This is a genomic window from Ruminococcus flavefaciens AE3010, from assembly GCF_000526795.1.
Lineage (GTDB): Bacteria > Bacillota > Clostridia > Oscillospirales > Ruminococcaceae > Ruminococcus > Ruminococcus flavefaciens_D.
On record NZ_JAGT01000001.1, the window covers coordinates 160,983 to 185,170 of the forward strand.

Here is a 24,188-nt window from a genome sequence, read left to right on the forward strand (position 1 = left end):
AATTAAATTGATAAATATCTGCGATTACAGAGGTCATATCAGAAACTGGAGAGGACTTTGTCAGGAGCTTGGCATTGATAATACTCTTTCCCGTGAGGAGCGCGAAAAGGCTATCATCGTAAAGGCTTACGAGAAGTGGGGCAGGGAAATGGCTGACCATTTCTACGGAATGTTTGCCTTTGCACTTTACGACACCGATAAAGACAAGTATTTCTGCCTGAGAGATCAGTTCGGCACCAAGCCTTTCTATTACTACATCACTGCCGACAACAGACTTCTCTGCGGTACGAATATCAGTAGGATAATCGGTCAGGAGGGCTTCGTCAAGGAGCTCAATGTGGATATGCTCCAGATCTATATGACACTTACCTATGTTGCAGGTGAGGACACATTCTTCAAGGGCGTAAAGAAGCTTATGCCCGGTCACTGGCTGGAATTTGAGAACGGCAAGCTCACAGTTGAGCGCTACTGGACTCCCACATTCAAGCCCGACGAGAGCAAGTCTCTTGATGAATGGGCTGACGAGATACACACTACACTGACTAATATTTTCCCCGAGGTCAAGGACGACAATGAAGTCGCAGAGTCATTCCTCTCAGGCGGCGTTGACTCGTCCTATGTTCTGGCAATGTCCGACGCAAAGAGAGCGGATTCCTGCGGATACGACGAGGAGCGTTTCGATGAGTCACGTGTTGCCGCAAAGACTGCGGAGCTCCTGAATGTCGAGCATTCCGTTGCAAATATTCAGCCCAAGGACTTCTTCGATATCGTTCCCTTTGTAATGTACAATATGGAGCAGCCTTTAGGCGACGCTTCCGCTATAGTATTCACACTTGGCTGCAAGGCTACTGCCGAGCATACAAAGCTCTGCTATTCGGGAGAGGGAGCAGACGAGTTCTTCGGCGGCTACAATATGTACCGCAATGCGGAGCGCTACGGCGACAACCTCAAGACCTTCTACGTGGGCAATACCAACATCATGAAGGAAGAGGAAAAGCAGAAGATATTAAAGCACTATGATCCCAGTGTGCTTCCTATAAACCTTGTAAAGTACATCTACGACGAGACTGAGGGACTTGATCCCCTTACAAAGATGTCCGATGTTGATATACAGATATGGCTGGAGGGCGATATCTACCTCAACGTTGACAAGATGAGTACAGCCTGCGGTCTGGAGATACGTATGCCTCTTACAGACAGAAGAATCTTCGACATTGCATCGCGTATGCCTTCAAAGTATAAGGTGAACGAGGAGCAGAACAAGGTTGCATTCAGAACAGCTGCTGCAAAGGTTCTCCCCGAGGAGATAGCTTTCAGAAAGAAGCTGGGCTTTATAGTTCCCGTAAGAATATGGCTTGCCGACGAGCGCTATAATGCAGATGTAAGAGCTAAGTTCAGCAGTGATATGGCTGCTCAGTTCTTTGATATCGACGAGATAAACGCTATATATAAGGACTATGTAGGCGGCAACTCCGATAACTGGCGCAAGGTCTGGACGATCTATACATTCCTTGTATGGTATGAGGAGTATTTCGTAAAGAGATAAGAGAAAGCCCTCTGTGTTATTGATGCACAGAGGGCTTTGCTTGGATAATATAAACAGTCACATAGGAGAGAGTTTGTGCGACCGTATATATGCTTATTTCAGCTGAAGCCTTATCTTATCGGTCACAAGAGCTATAAACTCAGAGTTGGTGGGACGTCCCCGATAATTATCGATGGTGTATCCGAAAAAGCTGTTTATTACTTCTGAGTTTCCTCTGTCCCACGCTATCTCTATAGCATGACGGATAGCTCTTTCGACTCGTGATGATGTTGTTTCGTATTTCTGCGCCACACAGGGATACAGCAGCTTTGTTACGCATTCCATGAGCTTGTTGTTGTCAATGGCACTGAGAATAGCTGTCCGCAGATAATGATAGCCCTTTATGTGGGCAGGTACGCCGAGCTTCTGGATTATCTCGGTGACCATTATCTCTGTGTCGGTATAGCCTGCTGTAAGCGGTACGGTACATACCGACTTGATTATGGACGGCAGTGACTGAATATCATATGGCTTTGCAAGGAAATATGAAGCTCCGTTTTCAATGACCTGACGCTCGATAAAGCTGTTCTGTATCTCAGATACAACAATGAACACAGGCGTTTTTACAAGAGTTTCTCTGACGTGGTCCATAAGCCATATGGCATCAGTATCCTGCAGTGTGAGATCGAGAATGACGACATCAGGGGTGTCGTTAATAATGGAATCAAGTATCGCTCTGCTGTGTTTCTTTCGGGTGAATGCGATCATATCGTATTCCCTGAGCGTTGCTGCTACTTTTACTCCGTTTGATGCTGAATCGTCACCGATCAATACTTTGATTCGTTTGTTTTCCATGGTTTAACTCCTTTTCTTTTAATCTACAAACAACATTTTACATCAATTAAACAGCATTTTCAAGGGGGATTTTTAGCGTAAAATGTCGAAAAACAGGAAACAATGGATAACATTATTTCAATTTAATGTTCTTTGAATTATTATCATCATTTTTGTTATATGAAATGCCTTGTTTTGTAATATAATAAATATATATTTATTGCTATTGACTTTTGTTTCGATTTGCTGTATAATATTAAAAGTACTTTGCGAGTGTGCTGGAATAGGCAGACAGGCACGTTTGAGGGGCGTGTGTCGAGAGACGTATGGGTTCAAGTCCCATTACTCGCACCAAAGTATGGACAGATGGCTGAGCTGGTCTAAGGCGCACGACTGGAACTCGTGTATACGTTAATAGCGTATCGAGGGTTCGAATCCCTCTCTGTCCGCTCAAAATAATGAGTCAGAAGAATGGCTGTATCGCGTAAAATAGCGGGATTCAGTCATTTTTCTTTTATGTTCTGACTTGAAAGATTTTTCCTGTTAGAGAAATAATTTTCACGTAGAATAGGCATTTTTCAAACCTATTCCACACGAAATTCCACACGAACAATTATCAAAATATTATAAATGGACGGCGTGAAGCCGTCCCATAAGTTTTTGATTTATCTATTCTTCCAAGAATTTCTCTATAACCGTCATTATCTCTTCAAGGCGCTTACCACCTATACCTTTGATCTTACTAAGCTCTGCTTCAAGAGCAGGAAGGTCAATTGTTTTTCCCTGTTCTCCGAGCAGCTCATCCCCGTACTGGAGAATGAACTTTGTCAGCTCCTCTCGGTTCATTTTCTTGATCTTTCGGTAAGTGTCCCTGTCGATAATTTTTTTCTGTCCCATATATAGCTCCTTTTTCGTTTCTTGTAACCTATTATACCATATCAACGTTATAATGTAAATACGTGAAAAAGAAATGCTCAATTAGCTATATTCCCTATATGTATCCTTGACTTTGGACGATAGTGCAGTGTATAATATGGATAGTAAGCAGGTTACTATGATAAATCAGAATATATATAATAAACAGTGGGGTGAAAAATATGCCAATACCAAATTACTTGCAAGAAATAGCATATAATGAGAGGCCAAAAGGCGATTTCACATCATTTGGTTTGAAATGTAAATGTGGTAGTACACATTTTCATATATATGAATCCTATCTTGATAAACACGAAAAGGAACTTTGCAAACCTTATTATGATGCTTTGGATTATTCGATTACGGGCGGATGCTTTTCGAGTTGTACCAAGGATGAAAACGGAGTATTACATCACTGGGTATATCTAACTCACAGCAGAAATGGCCCAAAAGAGGAAGTTATTATTCCTCCCAAACCAATTTGTGCTTGCATAAAGGTGATTAAGGTAAAATGTTCTGAATGTGGAAATGAATATGTTATATATGACAGCCGAACATGTGGATATGATGGCGTTTTCAGTACAAATTCTGCTGAAAAAGAATACAATCCGCATTTCAAGCTAAAGAAGCGGCGTGACGGTCTTCCTGTTGAAATATGTATCAGCGTTGAACATACTGAAACATTTGAAGAATTTCAAAATATTATTTCTTGTGAATATTCAAAGTACACCGATGCTTTTTTATGGATAGTTATTTATTCAATTGATGATAATAATAAGAAACGCAAGCTATACGAATTTGAGACCGATTAAAAATAGAATTTCAATTCAGCTTGGTACCATGTTAGATCAACTACTTATGAAAAATGATATGTAAAGTCCCCGCAGTTGCGGGGACTTTCATATTAGGAATCTCTTATATTAGAAAAAATATTAGAAAACAACGAAAAAAGCACTTCTGAAAATTCAGAAGTGCCTATTTCATGAGGGTGGGAGATGGGATTCGAACCCACGGTCTTCGGGACCACAAGCCTATGCTGACGGATATTCCGCAGTTTCATCTGGTTTATCAAAATACTTTTTTGCGCCTATATTTCGAGGATTTGAGCAGATTTGCCGTGTAATGCCTTTGCAGAAAAAATTGTCTAACTGTAGGAAAAGTGTAGGAAAAATATAGCAGACAATTACTGTTGATACTTCATTTTTCACTGGTTGCGACACAGGCTGCAATCAACGAAGGAAAGTAATTCCAAAATACACTCAGATTGGCTATTTTACGCTGAATCTGGACGATGCTAAAGAATACCTTTACGCAAACTCCACTAAGCGCAGAATACTAAGCTGGCGTGATATTCACGTTAATGTGTTTATCTGAATAAACAAATAGAGCTCTCACAGTTTCGGCTGTGAGGGCTTTTTTGTTCCATAAAAATTTTTTGCGTGAAAAAAGTGGTATAAGTGGTAAAAGCATTTTTGTATGCTACGTAGTATTAGTGAAAGACAGTCATAACTTACTGCTCGCATTCAATGCAGTGATTCTCGCAAACGCTGCAATATAGCTTTATTTGACCTTTATCCCAGTTGATTCTGTCCATCTGAATCATTTTCTCATCTTTTCCCCAACATACAGCGCAGTAGCACACCTTTTGATTATCACCTTGCAGTGTTAAATACGGCTGTTCATGCCTAACAAACCTTTGCTCCGTTTCTTTGGATTTTTGTAGTTCTGAATTCTCTTCGCGTAGTTTTGCTATTTCAGTCTGCATATCCAAGGCCTGTGAGCTTAAATCAATGAGTTGTTTGTAAAGCTCGACGTTATCAGCTTTTTGTGCTATACCTATTGCGTCCTTAATTCCTTCATAAAGTCGCATGTTAATTCTCCTTTCACGTTTGGTGATTATTACTTCATTTTTGTAGTTCTTTAAGTCATGTGTAACCGCCCCACAAAGGGGCGGCTGAGCATTTCTTCTATGTTGTGATTGTTTTCAGGAGGAAAATGGTGATGCTCTAAAAGCATACGTCTTTACCGAGCATCTCAATGGTGTAGATGTCATCGAACGGGATAGTAGTCTTTATGACCTTAAGCCTGCGATAAGGAATGTTGATTTCTGTTACTACTCCCTCAATGTTTGTGTATGCGTCAATGTCGTAATATCGAATCTTGACAGTTATACCTAAACGAAGCTTATTCAGAGTATTGGACAATTCCTCGGCTTCGTCCTCACTCAGTTCCTTACGCGGTTCAGTTATACGTTCCTGTATCCTTACGGCTTCATAGTAACCTTTAAGTGCAGCAAAAGGAGCAAACTGAACAGCTCTGTCTGCGTGCCGCTGTGTAATCCTCTTATCCATTATGACCACCTACCATAGTATTTCGTTTCATACCTGTAGCTTTATCAAAGAGATTGAAGCCTTTGAGAAGAGCGTTCTTGCCATATCTGTTGCGGATTCCGACCATAGCTACCTCAAGCTGTTTCTCGTTTTCTTCGTCATCAGGATCCTCGAAGAAGCTAAGCTGCAAATCAGGCTCATATGTAAGGTTTGTTAGTGCAATTCCTATCTGTCGTATACCGTACCCTATCTTTACCTTATCAATATAGAGCTTACTGAATGCTGCCTGTATCTTCTTAATTGAGCAGGTGGCTTGCACAAGCTTCATAGCTCCGCCTGATGAAGGAGTACAATCCTTGGAATATCGAATAAACAGCGAGATTCCCTTGGCGTAGAGATTGTTCTCCACCAGCTCAAGTACGAGATTTTCAACCATTTCCTTCATTACTATACGAGCTCCGTCCACATCATAATCCTCGAATAGTATCTGACTGTTGGAGAGGGAGCGGCTTTTGCCCCTGTACTTATGTATCATTTCCATAGTACACGGCTCACGTCCCCATGCATGGTCAATAAGGAACTCCGCATTTACTCCAAATTCCTTATATAACAACGTCTCAGGAAGTTCAGTAATACCTTTCATATCAAATACACCATATTTTGCCAGCCTTGCAGCTATTCCACGTCCTACGTTCCAGAAGTCAGTTAAAGGCTGATGCTTCCATAAAAGCTTCTGATACAGTTCTTCAGTAAGAATACCTATGTGTTCAGGCACATGCTTGGCGACAATATCCATAGCTATCTTGGCAAGATACAGGTTAGTACCTACGCGAGAACAAAACGAGGACAGGCAGATTGAAGCTCTGACTAAGTTCGGAGTGCCTGTACAGAACATCATCATCGACAAGGCTTCAGGTAAGGACACTGAACGTGAAGGATACCAGTATCTCAAACGACAGATTCTCCGTAAAGGCGATACCCTTGTTATCAAAGAGCTGGATCGACTGAGCAGAAACAAGACTGACATCAAACGAGAACTGGAACAGTTTAAAGATATGGGCATCCGTGTAAAGATACTGGATATACCTACTACACTTACAGACTTCCCGCCGGAGCAGGCTTGGGTGCTTGACATGATAAACGCAATATTGATAGAAGTACTCGGTTCGATAGCTGAAAATGAACGTAACAAGATACGAGCCCGCCAACGTGAAGGCATAGTAGCAGCCAAACGAAAGAACATAAAGTTTGGACGTCCCTCAAAGCCTCTGCCTGATAACTGGGAGCAGGTGTTGGCAGAAGTCCGCTGCGGAAACAAGAAGCCTGTCGAAGCGATGAGAGAGCTGGGAATCTCGCGTTCACACTATTACAGGCTGTACAAAATAACGTGACAATAGAAGCAGCCTCCGTGTAGGAGGCTGTATTGTTATCATCATAAAAAAAATGAAAAAATTTTTGAATTTACGTTTTTCAGAAAAAGCCTTGTCCAAAAATGATGAAAAAGGGTGATTTTATGCATTTTTTCAGATAGCTTTATTTTAAAAAACGTAAAATGAGAAAAAAAAAACTGCTTTTTTTCAGCAAGAATTACTATGTAAAATGAGATATTTCAATAATACTGATGATGATTGGTGAGTATCGGTATTATACAAATGGGATTGTCAGAACAGCAGAAATTTTCAAAAGAATTTTAAAGTATTATTACATTTGGAACGAAGATAGCTCATCTAATACTTCATTAACTAAATTGTCAAATTTTGAACGTTTAAGCATTCCATCAGCATTAAGAATATAAAATTCCTTTTCAGTTAGCATATATGTTTCAATAGATTCTAACGTTTTCAGAAATGGATATAGCAAGCTTAATCGGATTAATTGTTTAAACAATGATCTGTATTTGCCGTATTCAATTTGAAATGAGGGCATGCTTTCTTGACCTTCATAACCATAAAACAGATTATCATTATAATAACAGATTTTTTCTAAAATCTCTTCAATTTTGCTTATATGATGAATAGGAATAATTTCCTTTGATGTATTTACTTCTTCAGAGCTAATGATAGTGCCTTTTCCTTTAGCGGCTTCTGTTAGTATTCCTTCATATATCTCAGCCAGCCTTTGTGGAACATCATCTATATCCATGGATACATTATAAGGTTTTTCCCCAAATTTCCTACATAATTCAGGATATGAAGACTCATCAATTCCCTCAATAATATAGTCAACAAACAAATGCTGATGATAACGGTCTATGATAGCTGGGGCAATCTCTGTAATATCATTTTTTCCGGAAAGAAGCTTTCTGATTCTGCTCTTTCCTGATTCATCACTTCTGAGAGATTTTACATATTCCTCGCCGTCGGCATCCAGACCAGCTTTTATAAGCTCTATCGTAAAATTGTATTTTCCTCCGCCAACAATTGAATGAATTATCTGAGCAAAATCCGAAAACTTCATTTTGTACTCCTTTTTATGAAGATGCAGGAGGATGATGATGACTAATCATCTCGTCCCGTCACGTTACCTATGCTAGTATTATATCACAATAGCTTTTTTAATTCAATATTTGTTTAGAACATATTAATCTTGATAAATATTATCTGAAGAAGATATTGAAAAAATACTATTAAAAAGGAGGGTGGAAATGAGTAAATTTTCATTTGAAGCATTTGCAAAGTATGCAGATGACGCTGGAAACACTCAAAGCTCTGATGCTATGCTTTCACATCAGGTATCTTGGCCAATAAGTCAATACAGTTTTGAAACTGTAAAGCCTAAAAAGGCCGGTACTCCGATAGGAGTTATGGATAAGATCTTTTCGGGCAACGCTTGGCTGGAGCCGAAGGCGTATCTTGATAATTACTCTAAGCGAGGATTAACTCCTCGACGGATTTTTCAGGATAAGCTCAGCTATCTGTGGAAATTTAAAGAAAGAAACGGATACGAAGGCAATATTGCAAAATTTCGTATTTTGCAAGCACTTGTCGTAAATCCAAGAGCTCCCAGTGAGTATGAGTGCATCTGCATCGAGCTTGAATATGATGGTAAGGTGTTTACAATCACTTTGACAATGAGAGAATATATGAAACGAGATGTTCTACCATATCTTTCGTTTATTCGTCGTAATCCGGATTGTCCTGAAAAATACCTTGAAGCTGCATTCTATCTTGCCGTTCAGGAAATTACAGAGCGAAAATTTATGTTTACTCCTAGGCATTCTGGGTGGAGCGAAGATGATAATGGCCACTTGATTTTTGCTTCATGCGAAATAGTGAATCCTCAGTATAAGTTCTGCTATCCAGCAGATGTGCAAGAAAGACAGCTGTTGAAGACACAGCGGGCTCTTGTGGAGATCGCTAAGGATTATTCTAAGTCATTACCAAAGATATGGCAATACAAGCTCCTTGTTGCTCTTAGAATTGCCAGTCTGTTGCTCTATTTCCTTAGAAAAGAAGGTATCAGGCCTGACCAACTTTTTGTTGTTGAACCTGCGAGCTCTTCTGTAGCCAGGATAGCAATTGCGTTGTTAAAAACGCAAAATTATGGCTCACAGGTTATTACGCCTTTAATGTCAAATAAAAGCGTACTGAAAAAGGCTTTGCGTTATGCAAATGATGGTATGATTGTTCTAAACGATGAGGCTCGAGTGGAGAATGTCAAAAGACACGAAGAGCTGCTTCAGGTTGTGGTTGATGATCTACAAGGAACGAATGGTATTGAGGATAGTACGAGGCATTTGACTTCGATTATCTGTGAGAATCCATGCGTAATCCCTGAAGATACGCCGGCGATGTATATTAATCTCTGCGAAAAATTAAATATCGGAGATCCGGATAAGCTTCAGAGACTATCAGGTGAGTTCGATTCCGCATTGATACAGGCTATCGTAAACGATCCTACAAATATGCTGGCATTCATCAAAAATGCTCTAAAGAAAGCTGAGCTTGAAACTCCGACTGTTCAGAATTCTGAAAACATCAACTCGAAAAAGATGATACGAGTAGCGATTTCAATAATGTTTGCTTATGGTCTGATATCAACAGAAGAAACCAAGAGCATTCTTACATGGATGAAGTCGGCTAGTGATAATCGCGACGACTCCGTTACGGCTATCGTTAACGATTTTATTGCAGTATTGAATGAGCTTATATCAACTGGTATCTTTAAAATAACTACTCAGAAAGGTTTCCCGTATTATAAATTACAGAGTAAAACAATCGTTTACGACGGTTTGTGGCTGAATTTTGAGCCTGAACTCTGGGATTATATTTTGATGCGCATGCGAACCTGTAAGAAAAAATACAAGATTCTTAAAGCACTCGAAAAATGTATGGAAAAAAATCATAGACAGAAAGAGTACAAGCGGAATATAAATGTAGATATAGCTCCTAATATTCAAATATCAATAAGTGTCTTTAGCCTACCAATTATAATTCTATATCCTTCCAATTTAGAAAAGGTCAGAGAGTTAAAGTATGTCGGTTATCAGTTAACGAAGGTTGAAGCGGCGAATATCAAACTCAGACCTTTGGTAATGAACCGAGCAGGTACTTGCCTGTATGGACAGAATATGGAACCGGATTTGAATTATCATCAGTTGATTTCAGGAGATTCTCGTAGTGGCAAGAGCACGTATGAAGGCGAGCAGGCTGTAGGCGCTGCTATAAATGATGAACAAGTTCTAATTGTAGATAATGATGGATCATGGTCAGAGCGTGAGGTAAGGAAGCGTCTTCCGGAAAGTATAATTGATAAGTATTTTTCCTTCTGGAGCATCCCAAAAAAAGGATTGCCAGTTAACCTTGCCGACGTTAGCGATTGTGATGATCTTACCGAGAAAAAGGATCGCATAAAAAGCGTTCTATCCTGTGCGGCAAGAAGGCTTGGTGATAAGCAGGGCAAAGTGTTATACAAACGCATAGGTGTAATGTTAAAGGATAAAAATGACGATATAAATATATATGATATACTTGCTTATCTGGATGAAAAAGATGAGAATCAAAAGGCTTTACGCGATAAAATTGAAGGTGTCCTTGAAGATTTTGAAGAACTACCAACTCCAAAGACTTCATGGAGAGAATTCTTCTCTTCCCAGAAGAAGATAGTTGTAATTTCCTCAGGCTTTGATAGTGTAGCTAAAGGTTCATATGTGACAGATATGCTACTTGCGAGCTATTACGCCTACAAGCAGCATTTCCCTGAGACTCGTAATACAATAATTCTTGATGAAGCGCAAGATCTGGATATAAGCACTGATAGCGCAATTGACAAATTGCTACGAAAGGGTGCAAAAAATGGTATCCGTATGCTGATAGCAACGCAGCATTTTTCAGCTCTTAAGGACAAACTTGGTAAAACTTTCGGAAACTGCAGAACGCTAATATTCTTTCGTCCGGAATACGTTGATTTCGCGGACATCTCTAAGCTCACAGGTGTTGATACAGCTACTCTTGCAAGTCTGGAGCAGGGGCAGTGTCTGGTTTACGGTCTGCTTTATGATAAAACAGCAGGCAAAAACAAGCAGGCTACTGTCATCGGCTGGACATATATCAATCAGGTTCTGAGAAGGGCAACAAGTAATGAGCCGCGTCTCAATATCAACAGATTTAAATTCAGAAAAAGCTAGTGGGCGCCCTTAAGGGCGCACTAACCTAAATTCATTATATTACAACAACATTCCACTGTCAAGCAGTAAGAAAGCGAGGTGAACACTATGAAAGCCAAAACTAAGCCGTATACATTTTATATGGTGATCTGGAGCAATATCCGTCGTTATCAATATCTGAATTCACTTTCAGATGAAGCGCTTGCTGAGACGATGAAGTTAACGACGAGGACACTTTACAATTACGACCACGACCCGTCGATGCTCACGTTGAAGCGTGTACAGCTCTTTATTGAGCATTCAGGACTGGATATTGAAGCACTAATCAGTGCATAATTAAACGGGAAATAGTAGAGGGCGTATATACTGCGTAAGCCGTAGATGCGTCCTCTTCTACATATATAGACAGGAGGAAACATACATGCCAAAACGTAAGTTTCCAGAGGCTTGGCAATTAAAGTCAGGCAACTGGCACACACAAGTATTTGTCGGATATGACGAAAATGGTAAGAAAATTCGTGAGTCTTTCACTGCATCGACAAAGCGGGAAGCGGAGAGAATGGCTGCCGAGTATATCGTCAACGGTATGAAACGCAAGGCTCGATTTACGGTAGCCGATGCAATTGATGGATATATCAGCGCAAAGCAAAACGTGCTTGCACCGTCTACACTGAGAGGATACGGTATTCTTCGCAGAAACCGTTTACAGAGCTTAATGCGGCTCGATGTAAGTGAGGTTAACAGCTATACAGTACAGCAGGCTATAAACGAAGACGCTGCAAAGGTAGGCGCAAAAACGATTAAAGAAGGCGTTCATCTTATATGTGCAGCGCTGAAGCTCTACGACATAAGACCTGTGCTGAGTGTTACATACCCTGCAAGAAAGCCGAAGCTGAAGGAGCTTCCCACAGCGGAGCAGGTAATGAATATGGTTCGCGGTACAGATATTGAACTGCCGTGCCTGCTTGCAATGTGGTTGTCGTTACGTATGAGTGAGGTCCGAGGATTACAGTTCCGTGACCTAAAAGACAATGTACTCACTATATGCCGTAGTAATATTTACTTTGACGGCAGCAACATTGTTCGCGATGTTAATAAGACATACAAGTCGACGAGAAGGCTGACAATACCAGGCTACATAAAGGATCTCATAAATGCTGTTCCTCATGAAAGAGATGATGATTTTATTGTTCAGATGGAATACCAGACGCTCCGTAGCAAGTTCTATAAGCTTCTCGCTGAGTACGGCTATCATATGACCTTCCATGATCTGCGTCATTTATCAGCGAGCGTTATGCTCATGCTCAATATCCCTGATAAGTACGCAATGGAAAGGGGAGGGTGGTCAACAAATTCCACGTTAAAGTCGGTATATCAGCATACATTCTCAGAAGAACGTAAGAAAGTTGATGAAAAGATAGACAAATACTTCAACAGTCTGCTTTATGAGAATGAGAAGTAATAAAAAGAAAATGGCTATAAACATTCCCTAATGCTACGTTATAAATATTCGAATCTACATTTTCGCTCTTTTAAAGAAGCCTGTAATTCGAGGAAACACCGAAATACAGGCTTTTCTCTTGCCTGTAGAAAACAGTTTTAAATGCATTTTTGCAGTCGCGTGTGAAAAAAAGCAGCTATTTTTCACACGTTTTCACACGAAATTCACACGACGATAGGTGGTATAATGTTTTGAAAGAAGCCAGCTCCCATGAGGGAGCTGATTCTTTATAATAATATTCATTAACAAATTTGGCTCAATTGATTTTGCCGTTACTATACTCCTCCAAGAATTCAGCCACACTGATGCCTCTTTTTATAAGATGACTAAACCGTATGAGTGCTTTAGGGCATTCGTCCGTCTCTGACTCTTTGCATGATTCGATACGGAGTATAGCGAAGTCTCTTTGGATAAATACACCGCCGCAGGAATGAAAATCGTTCTTTTCAAATATAGCACACCTCACGGCCATATTGTTTATATCCAGACCTGTGGTTGTTAAAGGGATACTGTTATTCTCAACGACGACAGCAAATGAATAATATAATGGATTATCCCCATTTGTATCAAATAATGGAATTTCCTTATCGTATACGACAATATCGCCAATTGCGTAACGATGAGGAATCCAAGCGTACGAACTGTATATGCTCCAGTTGATTCTGTCGTTATAAAGATTCCACATATCATGCGGCTCTTCATAATCATATATTATCTGTATTTCAGCTCAGGATGCATATTGTAAAACTCTTTTTTGTTGATATACATTTTTTCATCTGCATTCTTCATCGCCATACGAATATCCTCTCCGTTGCTTACAAAGTAATAGCCCACAGCAAAATTAACATCACTGTCTATGGCGGATTTCTCATCAAGCTGTACAAGTCTTGTTTTCAGCTCAGCTTCGTCAATTCCCTGTGCTATCAGCATAAACTCGTCTCCGCCTGCACGGTAAACGTCGCAGTCATAAAATATCTGACTAAGAATGGCTGAAGCTGTCCTTAACAGTCTATCGCCTGAACTGTGACCTTTCTCATCGTTTACCCGCTTCAATCCATTAAGATCAGCGAATATAACAGCATATGGTACAATCAATTCAACTTTTCCTGTTATAACATCATTGACATAATTATTCATTGAATTACGGTTCTTGCATCCAGTAAGCAGGTCAATAGAACTGAGTATCTCAAGCTGCTTCATCAACTGATAGTTGGCAATTTCCGATGCAATGAAAAATGTAGACAATTCAAGTGTCTCCTTAATCCTTACTGTATCCTCGGTCTTGTAGTTCAAAGCCCATAAATAACCAAGTATCTGATCGTTATGCTTCAACGGAAAAAGAACGGCACTTTTTACTCCGTTATCCGTAAGCAGCAAATAAAAGTCCTTGTTCTCTGATTCAAGCCATTCCAAGTCACGTTCATCTTTTATTATAAGGCATGAACTGCCATGAATAGCAGCTTCAAACGATTCTGCAATATCATAAAAGCTGTCATTACTATATATTTCATCAGACCTTATATTACTTTCATGCTCTGTTGCTTCGCAGAATTTGATATATTTGCTTTTTTCCATATCATGATTGAAAATACAGCAATGATCCGCACCGCATATCTTACGGATCTCTTCAATAATATCCTGAAATACCTGATGAACATCATCTTTTTTGGCATTCTGGAGCTTTATACATATCTCAAGAGCAGATGTTGCTGTGTCTGCTGAAAGACTTGCCTGCTGCTCAGCATCGGCATATGGCGAAATATCGCATGAATACAGGCAGTATCCTACGTTTTCCTTATCTGATTCAAGAGGAAGAAGAAACATATTGACCCATAACCCCATACGCTCTACGTGAACATACGTATGAAGCGGCTGACCAAGACAAGCACAACGATACATGAAGTCCTCAAAGTTTTTATCTTGTGGCAAAGAGTCCGAATATGGCGAATCAGGTACAAACGGACGGCCGAACACCTTTTCCGAATCGTCACGATGTGCTTTATTAGCCGCAACAACACGGATATTACCATAACTGCCGTCCTGATATTTTTCAACCGATATAATACAGCTTCTGCATTTATGATCTGCTACTATCCTGTCAAAATCCATAATAAACCTTCCTTTTCATTTAAATTAAAGCCCTGTTCAAATCATATCTGTTACAAGCTTTTCCGCCTCTTCCTGCGGCAGAGGTCTGCCCCAGATAAAGCCCTGTATATAATCACAACCTATCTCCCTCAGAGTTTCAAGCTGGTCGTCTTTCTCAACACCTTCCGATATGACCTCAAATCCCATTATGTGACCGATAGAGATAATAGCAGCAACATACTGCTTTGACGACTCGCTCAGATTCATCTTATCGATAAAGGACTTGTCTATCTTAAGTAAATTTGCAGGGAAATTATTCAGATAACTCAATGAAGAATAACCTGTACCGAAATCGTCTATTGCTATCCTGATACCCATTTCACGCAGCTTATCTATACAGAGTATAGCCTTTTCAGCCGATTCTATCATAATTGATTCAGTGATCTCAATTTCAACACGGTCAGACGGCATTCCGCTCTCCTTCAGTATATCTTTCAGCTCATCAAGGAAATCATTTTTCATAAGGTGAAGAACTGATACATTAACGCTCAATACTATATCAGCACCTGTTTTTCTTATAAGCCCGCCAAGAAACATGGCTGCTTTTCTGAAAACAGCTTCGTCCACCTTGTCCACAAGACCTACCTTTTCAGCTACAGGGACAAACTCTCCTGGACTGATGAAATTGCCGTCAGCGTCCCTCATTCGCGCCAGAGCCTCAAAACCACGGAGCTTATGAGCCATATCAAACTGAGGTTGGAGATTGAAATAGATCAGATCGTTTTCAAGTGCCACTCTTATTTTATTCTCAACTTCAAGGATACGTTCGTTACTCAGAATATCCGAAGTGAACCTAAGGATGTGGTCACTGCTGTTTGCTTTTTTGATCTCGCTCATAGCTGCGCTTGAATATGATATCAGCTCATCTGCTGTGCCTGCGTCTGCAGGATACTCAGCATAGCCAAAACTTGCAGTCACATAAAGCTCAACTCCTCCTATACTCAGATGATCGTTGAGTGCGTCGGCATAGCGAACAATAGCTTCCCTGAGTTCTTCATCAGAATTGTAATCGTAGATAACAAGCAGGAATTCATCGCCGTTTATACGTGTTATATAGTCTGAAGTAACTGAGCCGTAATCATCGGAAACTGCTTTCCAACGCTCCGCAATCTCGATCAGAACCTGATTTCCGGCTTCAAGTCCCAGTGTATCATTTATTCTTTTGAAATGATTAAGATCAATATAAACAACGGCAAATCTGCCTTCATGATTTATCAGATCAGCTATATATTCGGTACTGGCAAAACGGTTAGGCAGTCCTGTAAGCGAGTCGGTATAGCTCATGTGATTCAGACGCCTGAGCACCTTGTATTTTGCGATATGTGAAGAAACAAAAAATGTTGTAAGCTCAAGGGTTTCTTTGATACGCAGTGTGATATCAGTATTAAAATTGGTTGCCCATATGTAACCAAGTACTTCATTTTCCTGACGAAGCGGATACAATACGACGCTTTCCACGCCTGCTTCAACAAGAGTAAGATACCACGGATTGTTTATTCTACTTACATATTCCAGATCACTTTTGTTCTGTATAATGATACAGTCGCCTTCATCGCCGATCATTTTTTCCCATGAAGACGCGATGTCATAGTAATTGGGAAATTCTGTAACAGGTTTGAGACGGCTGCCAGGCTTAAAATTCGTTGCAAGAATAGAATAATTTTCTTCTTCTTTTTTAAGCAGAAGAACAGTACAGCTTTCTGCATCACATATCCTGCGTATTTCTGAGATAACTCCTTCCATCGCATCCTTCAGACCTGTAGCTTTATGAAGCTTTATGCATGTCTTAAGAACGTCATTGGAAATCTGGTTGTTATGAACGTTACCTAATATATTATCAGCATTGTCACTTGGTACAGCCGAGTAGATGCAGTAACAGGTGCTGCCATTTTCACAATCCAAAGGCATGACATAGATGTCAAACCACATATCATCGCTGTTCAGATGAACATAGGTATGTATTTCTTTCTTTTGTACAGCACTTTTAAAGCATACGTCCTCGAAATTTCGATTCATAGGAAAATATTTAAAATACAGCGAATTGTTGACAAATGAGAGCGCGTCATCAGAAGAAAGGCTCGTGTTTCCGCTGCTGATACGGTAATCTATCATATCAAGGTATTTCTTATTACAGGCAACGATACAGATCTTACCGTAGCCGTTATCAGCTGTTTTTTCGACTGATACTACACAAGCAGGTGAAAAAAAGGTTTCGATAAATTTCTGAAAATCCATATTAACTCCTTTCTTCAACCAGATAATCTATTATTATCCCAACGGCTGAAAAATCCACACTCAGATTATTTCGCTTCATAGCTTCTTATGTCCATAGGCATCCAATGTCCACAATAAATTTTACCACTTTTGCACATATTTTTCAATAAAAAACATCAATTGTTCACAAAATATTATGAATTATCAGCATTTCACACAAAGCATAAATGCATAGTTTGTATGTTAATGCAAATAGATATCGCAGTATAAAAACGTCTGTCCGCAATGCACAATCAAGCCCGACACGGAAATACTAACCTCACAAAATCATTACGATTTTTGGAGGTTTTATTATGAAAGCAACAGGCATTGTCAGCCGTATCGACGACCTCGGGCGGCGATGATCTTCTCAGCTGTACGGAAAGCCTGCTGAAAAATAATCTGGGGTGCGCATAAGTGCAGGCGGTAAAACAAAAATTAAACGTATCGTTACTGAAAATGAAGGAAAAAAGCTGCTTGTTATTGCAGACGGAGCTGCTTTCGGTCCCGAAATGGGCGAATTATACTTATATATGCAAAAACACCCAGAGGTAATCCTCTACCTACCTGAGTCTTTTGAATGGCTGATACTAAAATCAGGACTAATCGATGGAAACAGAATTGCTGATCTCTTGAAACATACAGAGGACTTCCTTGAAAGCTCAGAGTATTTCAGCTGGGAACGCTATTATACAAAGCTTCTTGACTCTGAGACAGAAGGCACGTATTTGCAGTATTCCAAGCTAAAGCTGAATGATGTTTATCTGAATCCTAATGAAAAAACAGCTATCATTAAAGCAGCTGATATTATCAGTAAGATCATAAAAAACAATTGAATTTCCACCTCTCCATACTTAAATAGTAGATAAAGTAAAATGACAGCCAACTGTGAAATCATATCACAGTTGGCTATTTCAGTAATTATCGGGTTCTTATCTCAGATGAAGTTTGCTGAGCAGAAGTCCTTCAACACATTGGTACAGATCATCTTTTCCAGAAAGGAAATATACGACCTTGCATTTAGGATTATCTACATTTTTTAAAAGTTGCTCGGTGAGAGCCTTTCGGTCGCAGTGTTTTTGTTCTTCATTAGTGAGCCATAATCCTTGTGAATTGGAGCTTCCCAGACCCAAGGAAAACATAGGTAGCAACGAAGAACAAGATCAAGCGAAGAAAAAGATATTCAAACGCGTTTTTTGGCCTAAGTGGTAATCGTCTTGTGTCATAATCATTTTTTGATTGTTTTATTATTCAGAACAGCTCAGAGTATATCTGTACTTATCCCGGCACACAGGCCGGGATAGCTGTTCTGATTTGTTATATACTTAAAGTTAATAAAGATTTGGCTTAAACTGAAACAGGTAGATTGACTGCTTTATCATGTAATATTATGATCAACACATTTGCATTCTCTCGAGTAGTTCTATGTCCTTTTCCATGGAAATCACGGTATATAGATCTTTGTAGGAACCGGAATGCGATAGTCATCACTTTCTATTCCAACACCGCCAAGACTGTTGTTACCCCACATATATAATTCACCGTTTTTTGTTAAAGCTCCACTATGTCCGTTTCCAAGACTTACGGCTTCAACATTATCCATTATTTTTATTGGAACACTCGATAGTGCTTCGTTTCCGGTCTCGCCGTTTCCAAGCTGACCGCTGCCATTTTCGCCCCACATATAAAGGTTGCCATCTTTGGTTATTGCCGCACTGAACAGCATACCGAGACTGACATACTGAACATTATCCATGATTTTTACGGGTTCGGTTTGTATTTCATTCTCTCCGCTGTGTCCGTTTCCTACCTGTCCAAAATTATTACGTCCCCACATATAAAGGCTTCCATCTTCTGTGATAGCTGCACTGTGCTCTTCGCCAACACTGACATATTGAACATTGTCCATGATCTTTACAGGTTCAGCTTCTATTTCAGATTCACCACTTTTTCCGTTGCCAAGCTGCCCGTTTCTGTTGCAGCCCCATGTATAAAGACTTCCGTCGTTTGTTATTGCTGCACTATGAAGAAATCCAAGACTTACACATCTGACATCATCCATTATCTTTACAGGCGTATCAGAGTATTCATAATATCCACTTTTTCCATTGCCGAGCTCCCCCTTAGAGTTTTCACCCCACATATACAGAGAGTTGTCATTTTTAATTACAGCTGTATGGTATGTTCCAAGACTTACATATTTTACATCATCCATGATCTTTTCAGGGACATCAGGACACATAAACAGTCCGCTTGGTCCGTCAGGAATAGGGTTGTGTTTTCCCCATATGTACAGGCTTCCGTCTTTGGTTATAGCAGCACTGTTCTCAAACCCAAAGCTTATTTTTTCCACATCATCCATTATTTTTATCGGACTATCAGCTATGGTATATTCTCCGTTTCCAAGCTGACGTTCAAAACCACATCCCCACACATAAAGACTGCCGTCTTCTTTTACAAATCCGGTATGACATCCGCCAAGACTTAATCTGTCAATATTATGAGAATCGAACTCAGCTACATAAGCTGCTGCAGATACGGTCTCAGTTTTGGTTGAAACAGGAACAGAAGTCGTCTGTACGGTCGTATTTTCACTTGTTTGCTCTGCTGTAGTTGTTGTAGGAGCAGATGTGGTTTGTGATTCTTCAGTTTTTGGGGTTTTACTATCTGAACAGCTTGTCAAAGCAGCAATGATAATGCAAAGTACTATGTTTATGATAAACAGCTTTTTCATTGATATATATTCTCCCTTTTGTGTTACGGCTCAGCTGAGTTTGGTTATTTGTCATTCTGATCCAGTTTGGCTTCCGAAGATGGTGTCTGCATATGAGCCTGGAATTCGCAATTCTGCCTCATATGGTGGCTCCATCATAGTTGAACTGATGATGATCTGCTTGCTTGTATGTGTGCGCGTGATCTGCACACCTGTCGAAATATTTGCTCGCTTTCATTGTAGGACGCTAGAATATGATCTCTTATGATGAAATCCTCAAGCATTAGCAAGCCCACTTTGTTTTCAAATTTATACTTATTATACATCAGAAATCTTGAAAAAGCAATAGATTATCCGTGTATACGTCCACCTATGCAGGAAGACAGTGCTTCGATAAGAGGAGATATTTCTATTATTTCACTTTTGGAAAAATATATTATTATTTTGGCATACTGACGAAACAAACTGTGTTTTAACTTATGGATTAGGAGGTAAATAGCTTTTATGAAAAAGAAAAGGCGAGATGTTATTGTTAGTAGGTTCGAGACCTATGGAGACGACTTCCGATTCGACGATAATAAAAGTATATGCAATATTGCTGTCAATACCAAGGACAAAACTATCAACTTTGTTCATGAATCGGGTGATATTCCAACATTATATGTGATCCTAGCTGCTATGAGTGTAAACAGGAATTGGCTTCGCATAGTTGATAATCTTGAATGTCCAACTGATATTAACAGATTCTTCATGCTCACCCGTTTGATAAGCTTTGATGCGGTAGATTACTATCTCTGCCATGATGGCGAGGACGGGATGCCAGTGATTGATAAGTGCCTGATCAAGTGCGGCGATGGTGGAGGAATTAGTTCTTGTATATTAACCGTGATTGATTACCTAATGCTTGTAGAATATGACTCACGCTTCGGCTTTACCACGCCTAAAAGCAGACTAAAAGAGCTACGGCATGACTACGACTTTAGATACATTAAATAGAAAAGCAGGGGCCAGTAGCCCCTGCGAATTCTTAAGTGTATTTTATCTGTTAATACATTCAAGTTCATATCCTACATATTTGCTAAAGTTTAAACCTATAGGAGATACTACACATCCATTACCATCATATATTGTATTCCCATGATAATTAACGCAGTACCCATCATTATCAAGTTCTAATACACTTCCTAGTTCAATATTGAAAGGTATTTTGAAACCCGCACCTGAGTCAACCTTAAAATCATGAGCATTATCTTCTCCAGTAATTAAAGGACCAGATAAGGACCAATCAATTCCAAATGAAATAGGCTTCATAACCTTATATGCTGCTGTCCAATTCTTCTTATTTGTGGTTGTATTAGTAGGAGTTGGTGTTGGCGTTGGTGTTGGACAAGGTGTAGGAGCTGCTGTAGTAGTAGGTTTCGAAGTTGGTTTCTTGGTAGTTGTAGTAGGTTTCGAAGTTGGCTTCTTGGTAGTTGTAGTAGTAGGTTTCGAAGTTGGCTTCTTGGTAGTTGTAGTAGTAGGTTTCGAAGTTGGCTTCTTTGTAGTTGTAGTAGTAGGTTTCGAAGTTGGCTTCTTTGTAGTTGTAGTGGTTGGCGTTGAGGCTTTTTTCGCAAGTTCTATAGCTTCTGCCTCTGAGATACGCTGTATGTAATTAAGAGCTACCCACTGTCCATTACCTGCATTAGAAACCTTACCCCATCCGTTTTTTTCTTCAAGAATAGCTACAGGAGTGTTTTTAGGTATGCTATAGAGAAGCGTATAACTTGTACCTGGTCCACTTCTGACATTAAGTCCGCTATTTGCGGTTACTTTTCCATTATATGGTTGAAAGATACGCTGTATATAATTTAGCGATACCCATTGACCACCGCCCGCAGTTGATACTTTACCCCAGCCATTCTTTTCTTCAAGAATAGCTACTGTGGTATTTTTAGGAACACTATAAAGAATCTTATAGTTAGTACCGGGACCGCTTCTAACATTTAGATTGTCATTTTTAGTAACGACTATGCCGTTATACGGTTGGAATGCAGCACTTGCCTTTAATTCATTTATAATAGTAATTTTTGATGCTACCTGATTATTTGATGATGGAGCCATCACACAGGTTGAAAGAGTAATAGCGGCAAGTACTGCACAAATAGTTCTTTTTGATTTGTTTGTCATTCAGATCATTCCTTTTTGTAATATTTAAGGCGGATTATACAGCCTTATATGACAATAATACACTAAGGAACAATTACTGTCAAGGCAAAAATTGCTTATATGCCATAAGATATGATACTTACTATAATAATGGTATGTTTTTTTAGTGTCTCCCCAGTATGGGGAGACCGGCTGTTTGTATGGGATATGAGCTGCCATTAATGGCGGCTCTTCTTTTGTATGTTTGTCAAAACAAAATATTTACATTTTTGCATAGAAATCAGCTACTGATATATGGTATAATTCAATTAACGATTACAAAACAGGAAGGAGCGATAATATGCCATTTAAGATAATCAGGAACGATATCACCAAGGTAGAGGCTGAGGTTATTGTCAACACTGCAAATCCCGAACCTGTTATCGGTGATGGAACAGACTCTGCTATCTACCAGGCTGCTGGTAAGGAACTACTGCTTGCTGAACGCATGAAAATTGGCAGTATCGCTCCGGGGCAAGCCGCTATTACCCCTGCCTTTGAGCTTTCTGCGAAGTACATAATACACACGGTCGGACCTGCATGGATCGACGGGAACCACGGTGAATACGATACTCTGTGTTCATGTTATTCCAACTCTCTGTCTATAGCGGAGCAGGTTAAGGCTGAAAGTATTGCTTTTCCTCTTATTGCTACTGGAGTATATGGCTTCCCGAAGGATGAAGCTCTTGATATAGTCCTTTCAGTAATCGGTAAGTTCCTGCTTACACATGATATGAACATAATACTTGTGGTGTTTGATAAGGAGTCATTTCAGATATCTGAACAGTTGATGGGAGAAATCGACCAATATATCGATGAATTCGGTATTGATCAGATATATACTGGCGAATACACGGAACGTACCGATATGTATCGTCGTAGAAGGTTGCAGGAGCAGGCTGAGTGTGAAGTAGATGAAGAAGTATTATCAGCCGCATATGCACCGATAATTGTTGAGAATAATGACAGTAGTCTTGAAGATATTCTTGACAATACAGGCGAAACATTCCAAACAGTATCAGCATAATCGTACCTGTGATAAGTGTGTTCTTTTCATTCTTTTTCATAATTCCGTGTTCCTTTCAGATGATTTCCTTTCGGCTAATCTCATGGTAACACGGGGACTGAAAAAAGTAAAGAACCGTACGGTCACACCCATGACACGAATCGTAACATATGCGATATTTCGCCATTTGCAGCACATCTGCCGCCACGACTTTTTTATGACTTGAGCCTGATTATATTATAACCGAAAGGTGAAATTCCGTCAACCCATAGTCTTGACCAAGCCATGCAGATTCTTATCATAACGGTCATTCTGTGATCTTTTGTGCCTTATGGTAGTTTACTTCGTCAATGATTTTCTGCTGTTCCATAGCATACCTCCCTTAAAATCAATGTGACATTTCTGTCAAAAAAAATGAAACCTGTGTGAAAATTAGCACTCTCCCCTTGACAGTGCTAATTCGGAGTGCTATAATATAATCAGAACAAAGGAACAGAGAAGCACCAAAGGATCCGGGTGCTGAACCCTCCGTCCCCTTGCTCGAAGCAATGGAAACAATGTGACGAGTAAAAAGGAGGACTGACCTATGTTGTATCCTAGCATTTTCGGTGAAAACTTATTCGATGATTTCTTCAGATTCCCTGACTTCGGCAGAGACGTGGAGAAGAAGCTGTACGGCAAGCACGCTGCGCAGGTTATGAAGACGGATGTCCATGAGCATGACGACCACTATGAGATCGTTATCGATTTGCCGGGCTTCAAGAAAGACCAGATTAATCTTGAGCTTCAGAACGGTTATCTGACTGTCAGTGCCGCAAAGGGTCTTGACAAGGACGAAAAGACTGAGAAGGGCAAGCTGATCCGTCAGGAGCGTTACGCCGGTGCAATGCAGAGAAGCTTCTATATCGGTGATACTGTTACCGAAGCCGATGTGAAGGCAAAGTTTGAGGACGGTGTTCTGAACATCTGCGTTCCGAAGGCAGAGCCTAAGAAGCTGGAGAATCACAAGTATATTGCAATTGAGGGATAATACCTCGCTAAGATATGATTCTGAAATAATGCTCCCCGGAGCTGTTCGTTTTGAGCAGTTCCGGGGAGTTTTTGTGCCTGATGGCTATGTGGGCGTAACACATTGACTTTTTCAGGAATGGGATGTATAATATAAGCAGGAGAC

General features: G+C 40.0%; 21 protein-coding genes and 2 tRNA genes. 12 read left to right on the forward strand and 11 right to left on the reverse strand.

The annotated features are described in order from the left end of the window. Positions 1 to 7 precede the first annotated feature (7 nt). On the forward strand, positions 8 to 1,546 hold the full coding sequence (locus N774_RS0100770; protein ID WP_024859405.1) for an asparagine synthetase B family protein: 1,539 nt from the start codon (positions 8 to 10) through the stop codon (positions 1,544 to 1,546). Positions 1,547 to 1,639: 93 nt separating this feature from the next. On the opposite strand, the gene spo0A is transcribed toward N774_RS0100770, so the two are convergent. After that, the gene (gene spo0A / locus N774_RS16520; RefSeq protein ID WP_037280062.1) at positions 1,640 to 2,380 is read right to left on the reverse strand and encodes a sporulation transcription factor Spo0A; all 741 of its coding nucleotides are present in this window, start codon (positions 2,378 to 2,380) and stop codon (positions 1,640 to 1,642) included. A 248-nt stretch (positions 2,381 to 2,628) separates the two neighbouring features. Between spo0A and N774_RS0100780 the strand changes: the two genes are divergently transcribed. Further along, a tRNA-Leu gene (locus tag N774_RS0100780) sits at positions 2,629 to 2,713 on the forward strand. A gap of 6 nt (positions 2,714 to 2,719) precedes the next feature. Further along, positions 2,720 to 2,808, forward strand: a tRNA-Ser gene (locus N774_RS0100785). A gap of 220 nt (positions 2,809 to 3,028) precedes the next feature. On the opposite strand, the gene N774_RS0100790 is transcribed toward N774_RS0100785, so the two are convergent. After that, positions 3,029 to 3,256, reverse strand: coding sequence for a hypothetical protein (locus N774_RS0100790; RefSeq protein ID WP_024859406.1), 228 nt, complete (start codon positions 3,254 to 3,256; stop codon positions 3,029 to 3,031). 200 nt (positions 3,257 to 3,456) lie between these two features. On the opposite strand from N774_RS0100790, the gene N774_RS0100795 reads away from it, so the two are divergent. Next, positions 3,457 to 4,086, forward strand: a complete 630-nt coding sequence (locus N774_RS0100795) for a hypothetical protein (RefSeq protein WP_024859407.1) — start codon at positions 3,457 to 3,459, stop codon at positions 4,084 to 4,086. 698 nt (positions 4,087 to 4,784) lie between these two features. Here the strand turns inward: N774_RS0100795 and N774_RS16525 are convergent. The 3 genes from N774_RS16525 to N774_RS0100810 all read right to left on the reverse strand — a co-directional run bounded on the left by N774_RS16525 (position 4,785) and on the right by N774_RS0100810 (position 6,379). Beyond that, a complete protein-coding gene (locus N774_RS16525; RefSeq protein ID WP_024859408.1) occupies positions 4,785 to 5,144 on the reverse strand; it encodes a hypothetical protein in 360 nt (119 codons plus the stop codon). Between the two features lie 136 nt (positions 5,145 to 5,280). Continuing rightward, the gene (locus N774_RS0100805) at positions 5,281 to 5,625 is read right to left on the reverse strand and encodes a YolD-like family protein (protein WP_024859409.1); all 345 of its coding nucleotides are present in this window, start codon (positions 5,623 to 5,625) and stop codon (positions 5,281 to 5,283) included. Next, positions 5,618 to 6,379, reverse strand: a complete 762-nt coding sequence (locus N774_RS0100810) for a hypothetical protein (RefSeq protein WP_196231510.1) — start codon at positions 6,377 to 6,379, stop codon at positions 5,618 to 5,620. The genes N774_RS0100805 and N774_RS0100810 overlap by 8 nt, the downstream gene beginning before the upstream one ends. 28 nt (positions 6,380 to 6,407) lie before the next feature. On the opposite strand from N774_RS0100810, the gene N774_RS0100815 reads away from it, so the two are divergent. Next, the gene (locus N774_RS0100815) at positions 6,408 to 6,995 is read left to right on the forward strand and encodes a recombinase family protein (protein ID WP_242836531.1); all 588 of its coding nucleotides are present in this window, start codon (positions 6,408 to 6,410) and stop codon (positions 6,993 to 6,995) included. Positions 6,996 to 7,305: 310 nt separating this feature from the next. Here N774_RS0100815 and N774_RS0100820 read toward each other — a convergent pair whose 3' ends face one another. Continuing rightward, complete coding sequence (locus N774_RS0100820) at positions 7,306 to 8,061, reverse strand: hypothetical protein (protein WP_024859412.1); 756 nt, start codon at positions 8,059 to 8,061, stop codon at positions 7,306 to 7,308. Positions 8,062 to 8,248: 187 nt separating this feature from the next. Here N774_RS0100820 and N774_RS0100825 point away from each other — a divergent pair, with 187 nt between their 5' ends. The 3 genes from N774_RS0100825 (at position 8,249) to N774_RS0100835 (ending at position 12,671) form a co-directional block, all read left to right on the forward strand. Further along, entirely contained in the window at positions 8,249 to 11,230 is a 2,982-nt protein-coding gene (locus N774_RS0100825; RefSeq protein WP_024859413.1) for a TraM recognition domain-containing protein, read from the forward strand. Between the two features lie 87 nt (positions 11,231 to 11,317). Next, positions 11,318 to 11,545 (forward strand): hypothetical protein, encoded by a 228-nt coding sequence (locus tag N774_RS0100830; RefSeq protein ID WP_024859414.1) that lies wholly within the window; start codon positions 11,318 to 11,320, stop codon positions 11,543 to 11,545. An 85-nt stretch (positions 11,546 to 11,630) separates the two neighbouring features. Further along, positions 11,631 to 12,671, forward strand: coding sequence for a site-specific integrase (locus N774_RS0100835; protein ID WP_024859415.1), 1,041 nt, complete (start codon positions 11,631 to 11,633; stop codon positions 12,669 to 12,671). A 295-nt stretch (positions 12,672 to 12,966) separates the two neighbouring features. Here N774_RS0100835 and N774_RS0100840 read toward each other — a convergent pair whose 3' ends face one another. From N774_RS0100840 to N774_RS17870, 3 genes are read right to left on the reverse strand one after another with little or no spacing between them, the layout of a single operon-like run. Then, positions 12,967 to 13,395 carry a hypothetical protein gene (locus tag N774_RS0100840; protein WP_024859416.1) on the reverse strand — a complete coding sequence of 143 codons (429 nt, stop codon included), beginning with the start codon at positions 13,393 to 13,395 and terminating at the stop codon, positions 12,967 to 12,969. 26 nt (positions 13,396 to 13,421) lie between these two features. After that, positions 13,422 to 14,819, reverse strand: coding sequence for a bifunctional diguanylate cyclase/phosphodiesterase (locus tag N774_RS0100845; RefSeq protein WP_024859417.1), 1,398 nt, complete (start codon positions 14,817 to 14,819; stop codon positions 13,422 to 13,424). Positions 14,820 to 14,855: 36 nt separating this feature from the next. Then, positions 14,856 to 17,093 carry a putative bifunctional diguanylate cyclase/phosphodiesterase gene (locus N774_RS17870; RefSeq protein WP_024859418.1) on the reverse strand — a complete coding sequence of 746 codons (2,238 nt, stop codon included), beginning with the start codon at positions 17,091 to 17,093 and terminating at the stop codon, positions 14,856 to 14,858. 425 nt (positions 17,094 to 17,518) lie between these two features. On the opposite strand from N774_RS17870, the gene N774_RS16535 reads away from it, so the two are divergent. Beyond that, complete coding sequence (locus N774_RS16535) at positions 17,519 to 17,947, forward strand: hypothetical protein (protein ID WP_051463359.1); 429 nt, start codon at positions 17,519 to 17,521, stop codon at positions 17,945 to 17,947. Positions 17,948 to 18,555: 608 nt separating this feature from the next. Here the strand turns inward: N774_RS16535 and N774_RS0100860 are convergent. After that, a complete protein-coding gene (locus N774_RS0100860) occupies positions 18,556 to 19,845 on the reverse strand; it encodes an RCC1 domain-containing protein (protein ID WP_024859419.1) in 1,290 nt (429 codons plus the stop codon). A 483-nt stretch (positions 19,846 to 20,328) separates the two neighbouring features. Here N774_RS0100860 and N774_RS0100865 point away from each other — a divergent pair, with 483 nt between their 5' ends. After that, positions 20,329 to 20,820: a hypothetical protein gene (locus N774_RS0100865; protein ID WP_024859420.1), complete on the forward strand. Its 492-nt coding sequence runs from the start codon at positions 20,329 to 20,331 to the stop codon at positions 20,818 to 20,820. A 42-nt stretch (positions 20,821 to 20,862) separates the two neighbouring features. Here N774_RS0100865 and N774_RS17875 read toward each other — a convergent pair whose 3' ends face one another. Next, positions 20,863 to 21,990, reverse strand: a complete 1,128-nt coding sequence (locus N774_RS17875) for an SH3 domain-containing protein (RefSeq protein ID WP_024859421.1) — start codon at positions 21,988 to 21,990, stop codon at positions 20,863 to 20,865. 319 nt (positions 21,991 to 22,309) lie between these two features. Here N774_RS17875 and N774_RS0100875 point away from each other — a divergent pair, with 319 nt between their 5' ends. Next, positions 22,310 to 23,035, forward strand: a complete 726-nt coding sequence (locus tag N774_RS0100875; RefSeq protein ID WP_024859422.1) for a macro domain-containing protein — start codon at positions 22,310 to 22,312, stop codon at positions 23,033 to 23,035. Positions 23,036 to 23,600: 565 nt separating this feature from the next. Then, positions 23,601 to 24,044 carry an Hsp20/alpha crystallin family protein gene (locus tag N774_RS0100880; RefSeq protein WP_024859423.1) on the forward strand — a complete coding sequence of 148 codons (444 nt, stop codon included), beginning with the start codon at positions 23,601 to 23,603 and terminating at the stop codon, positions 24,042 to 24,044. Positions 24,045 to 24,188 lie beyond the last annotated feature (144 nt).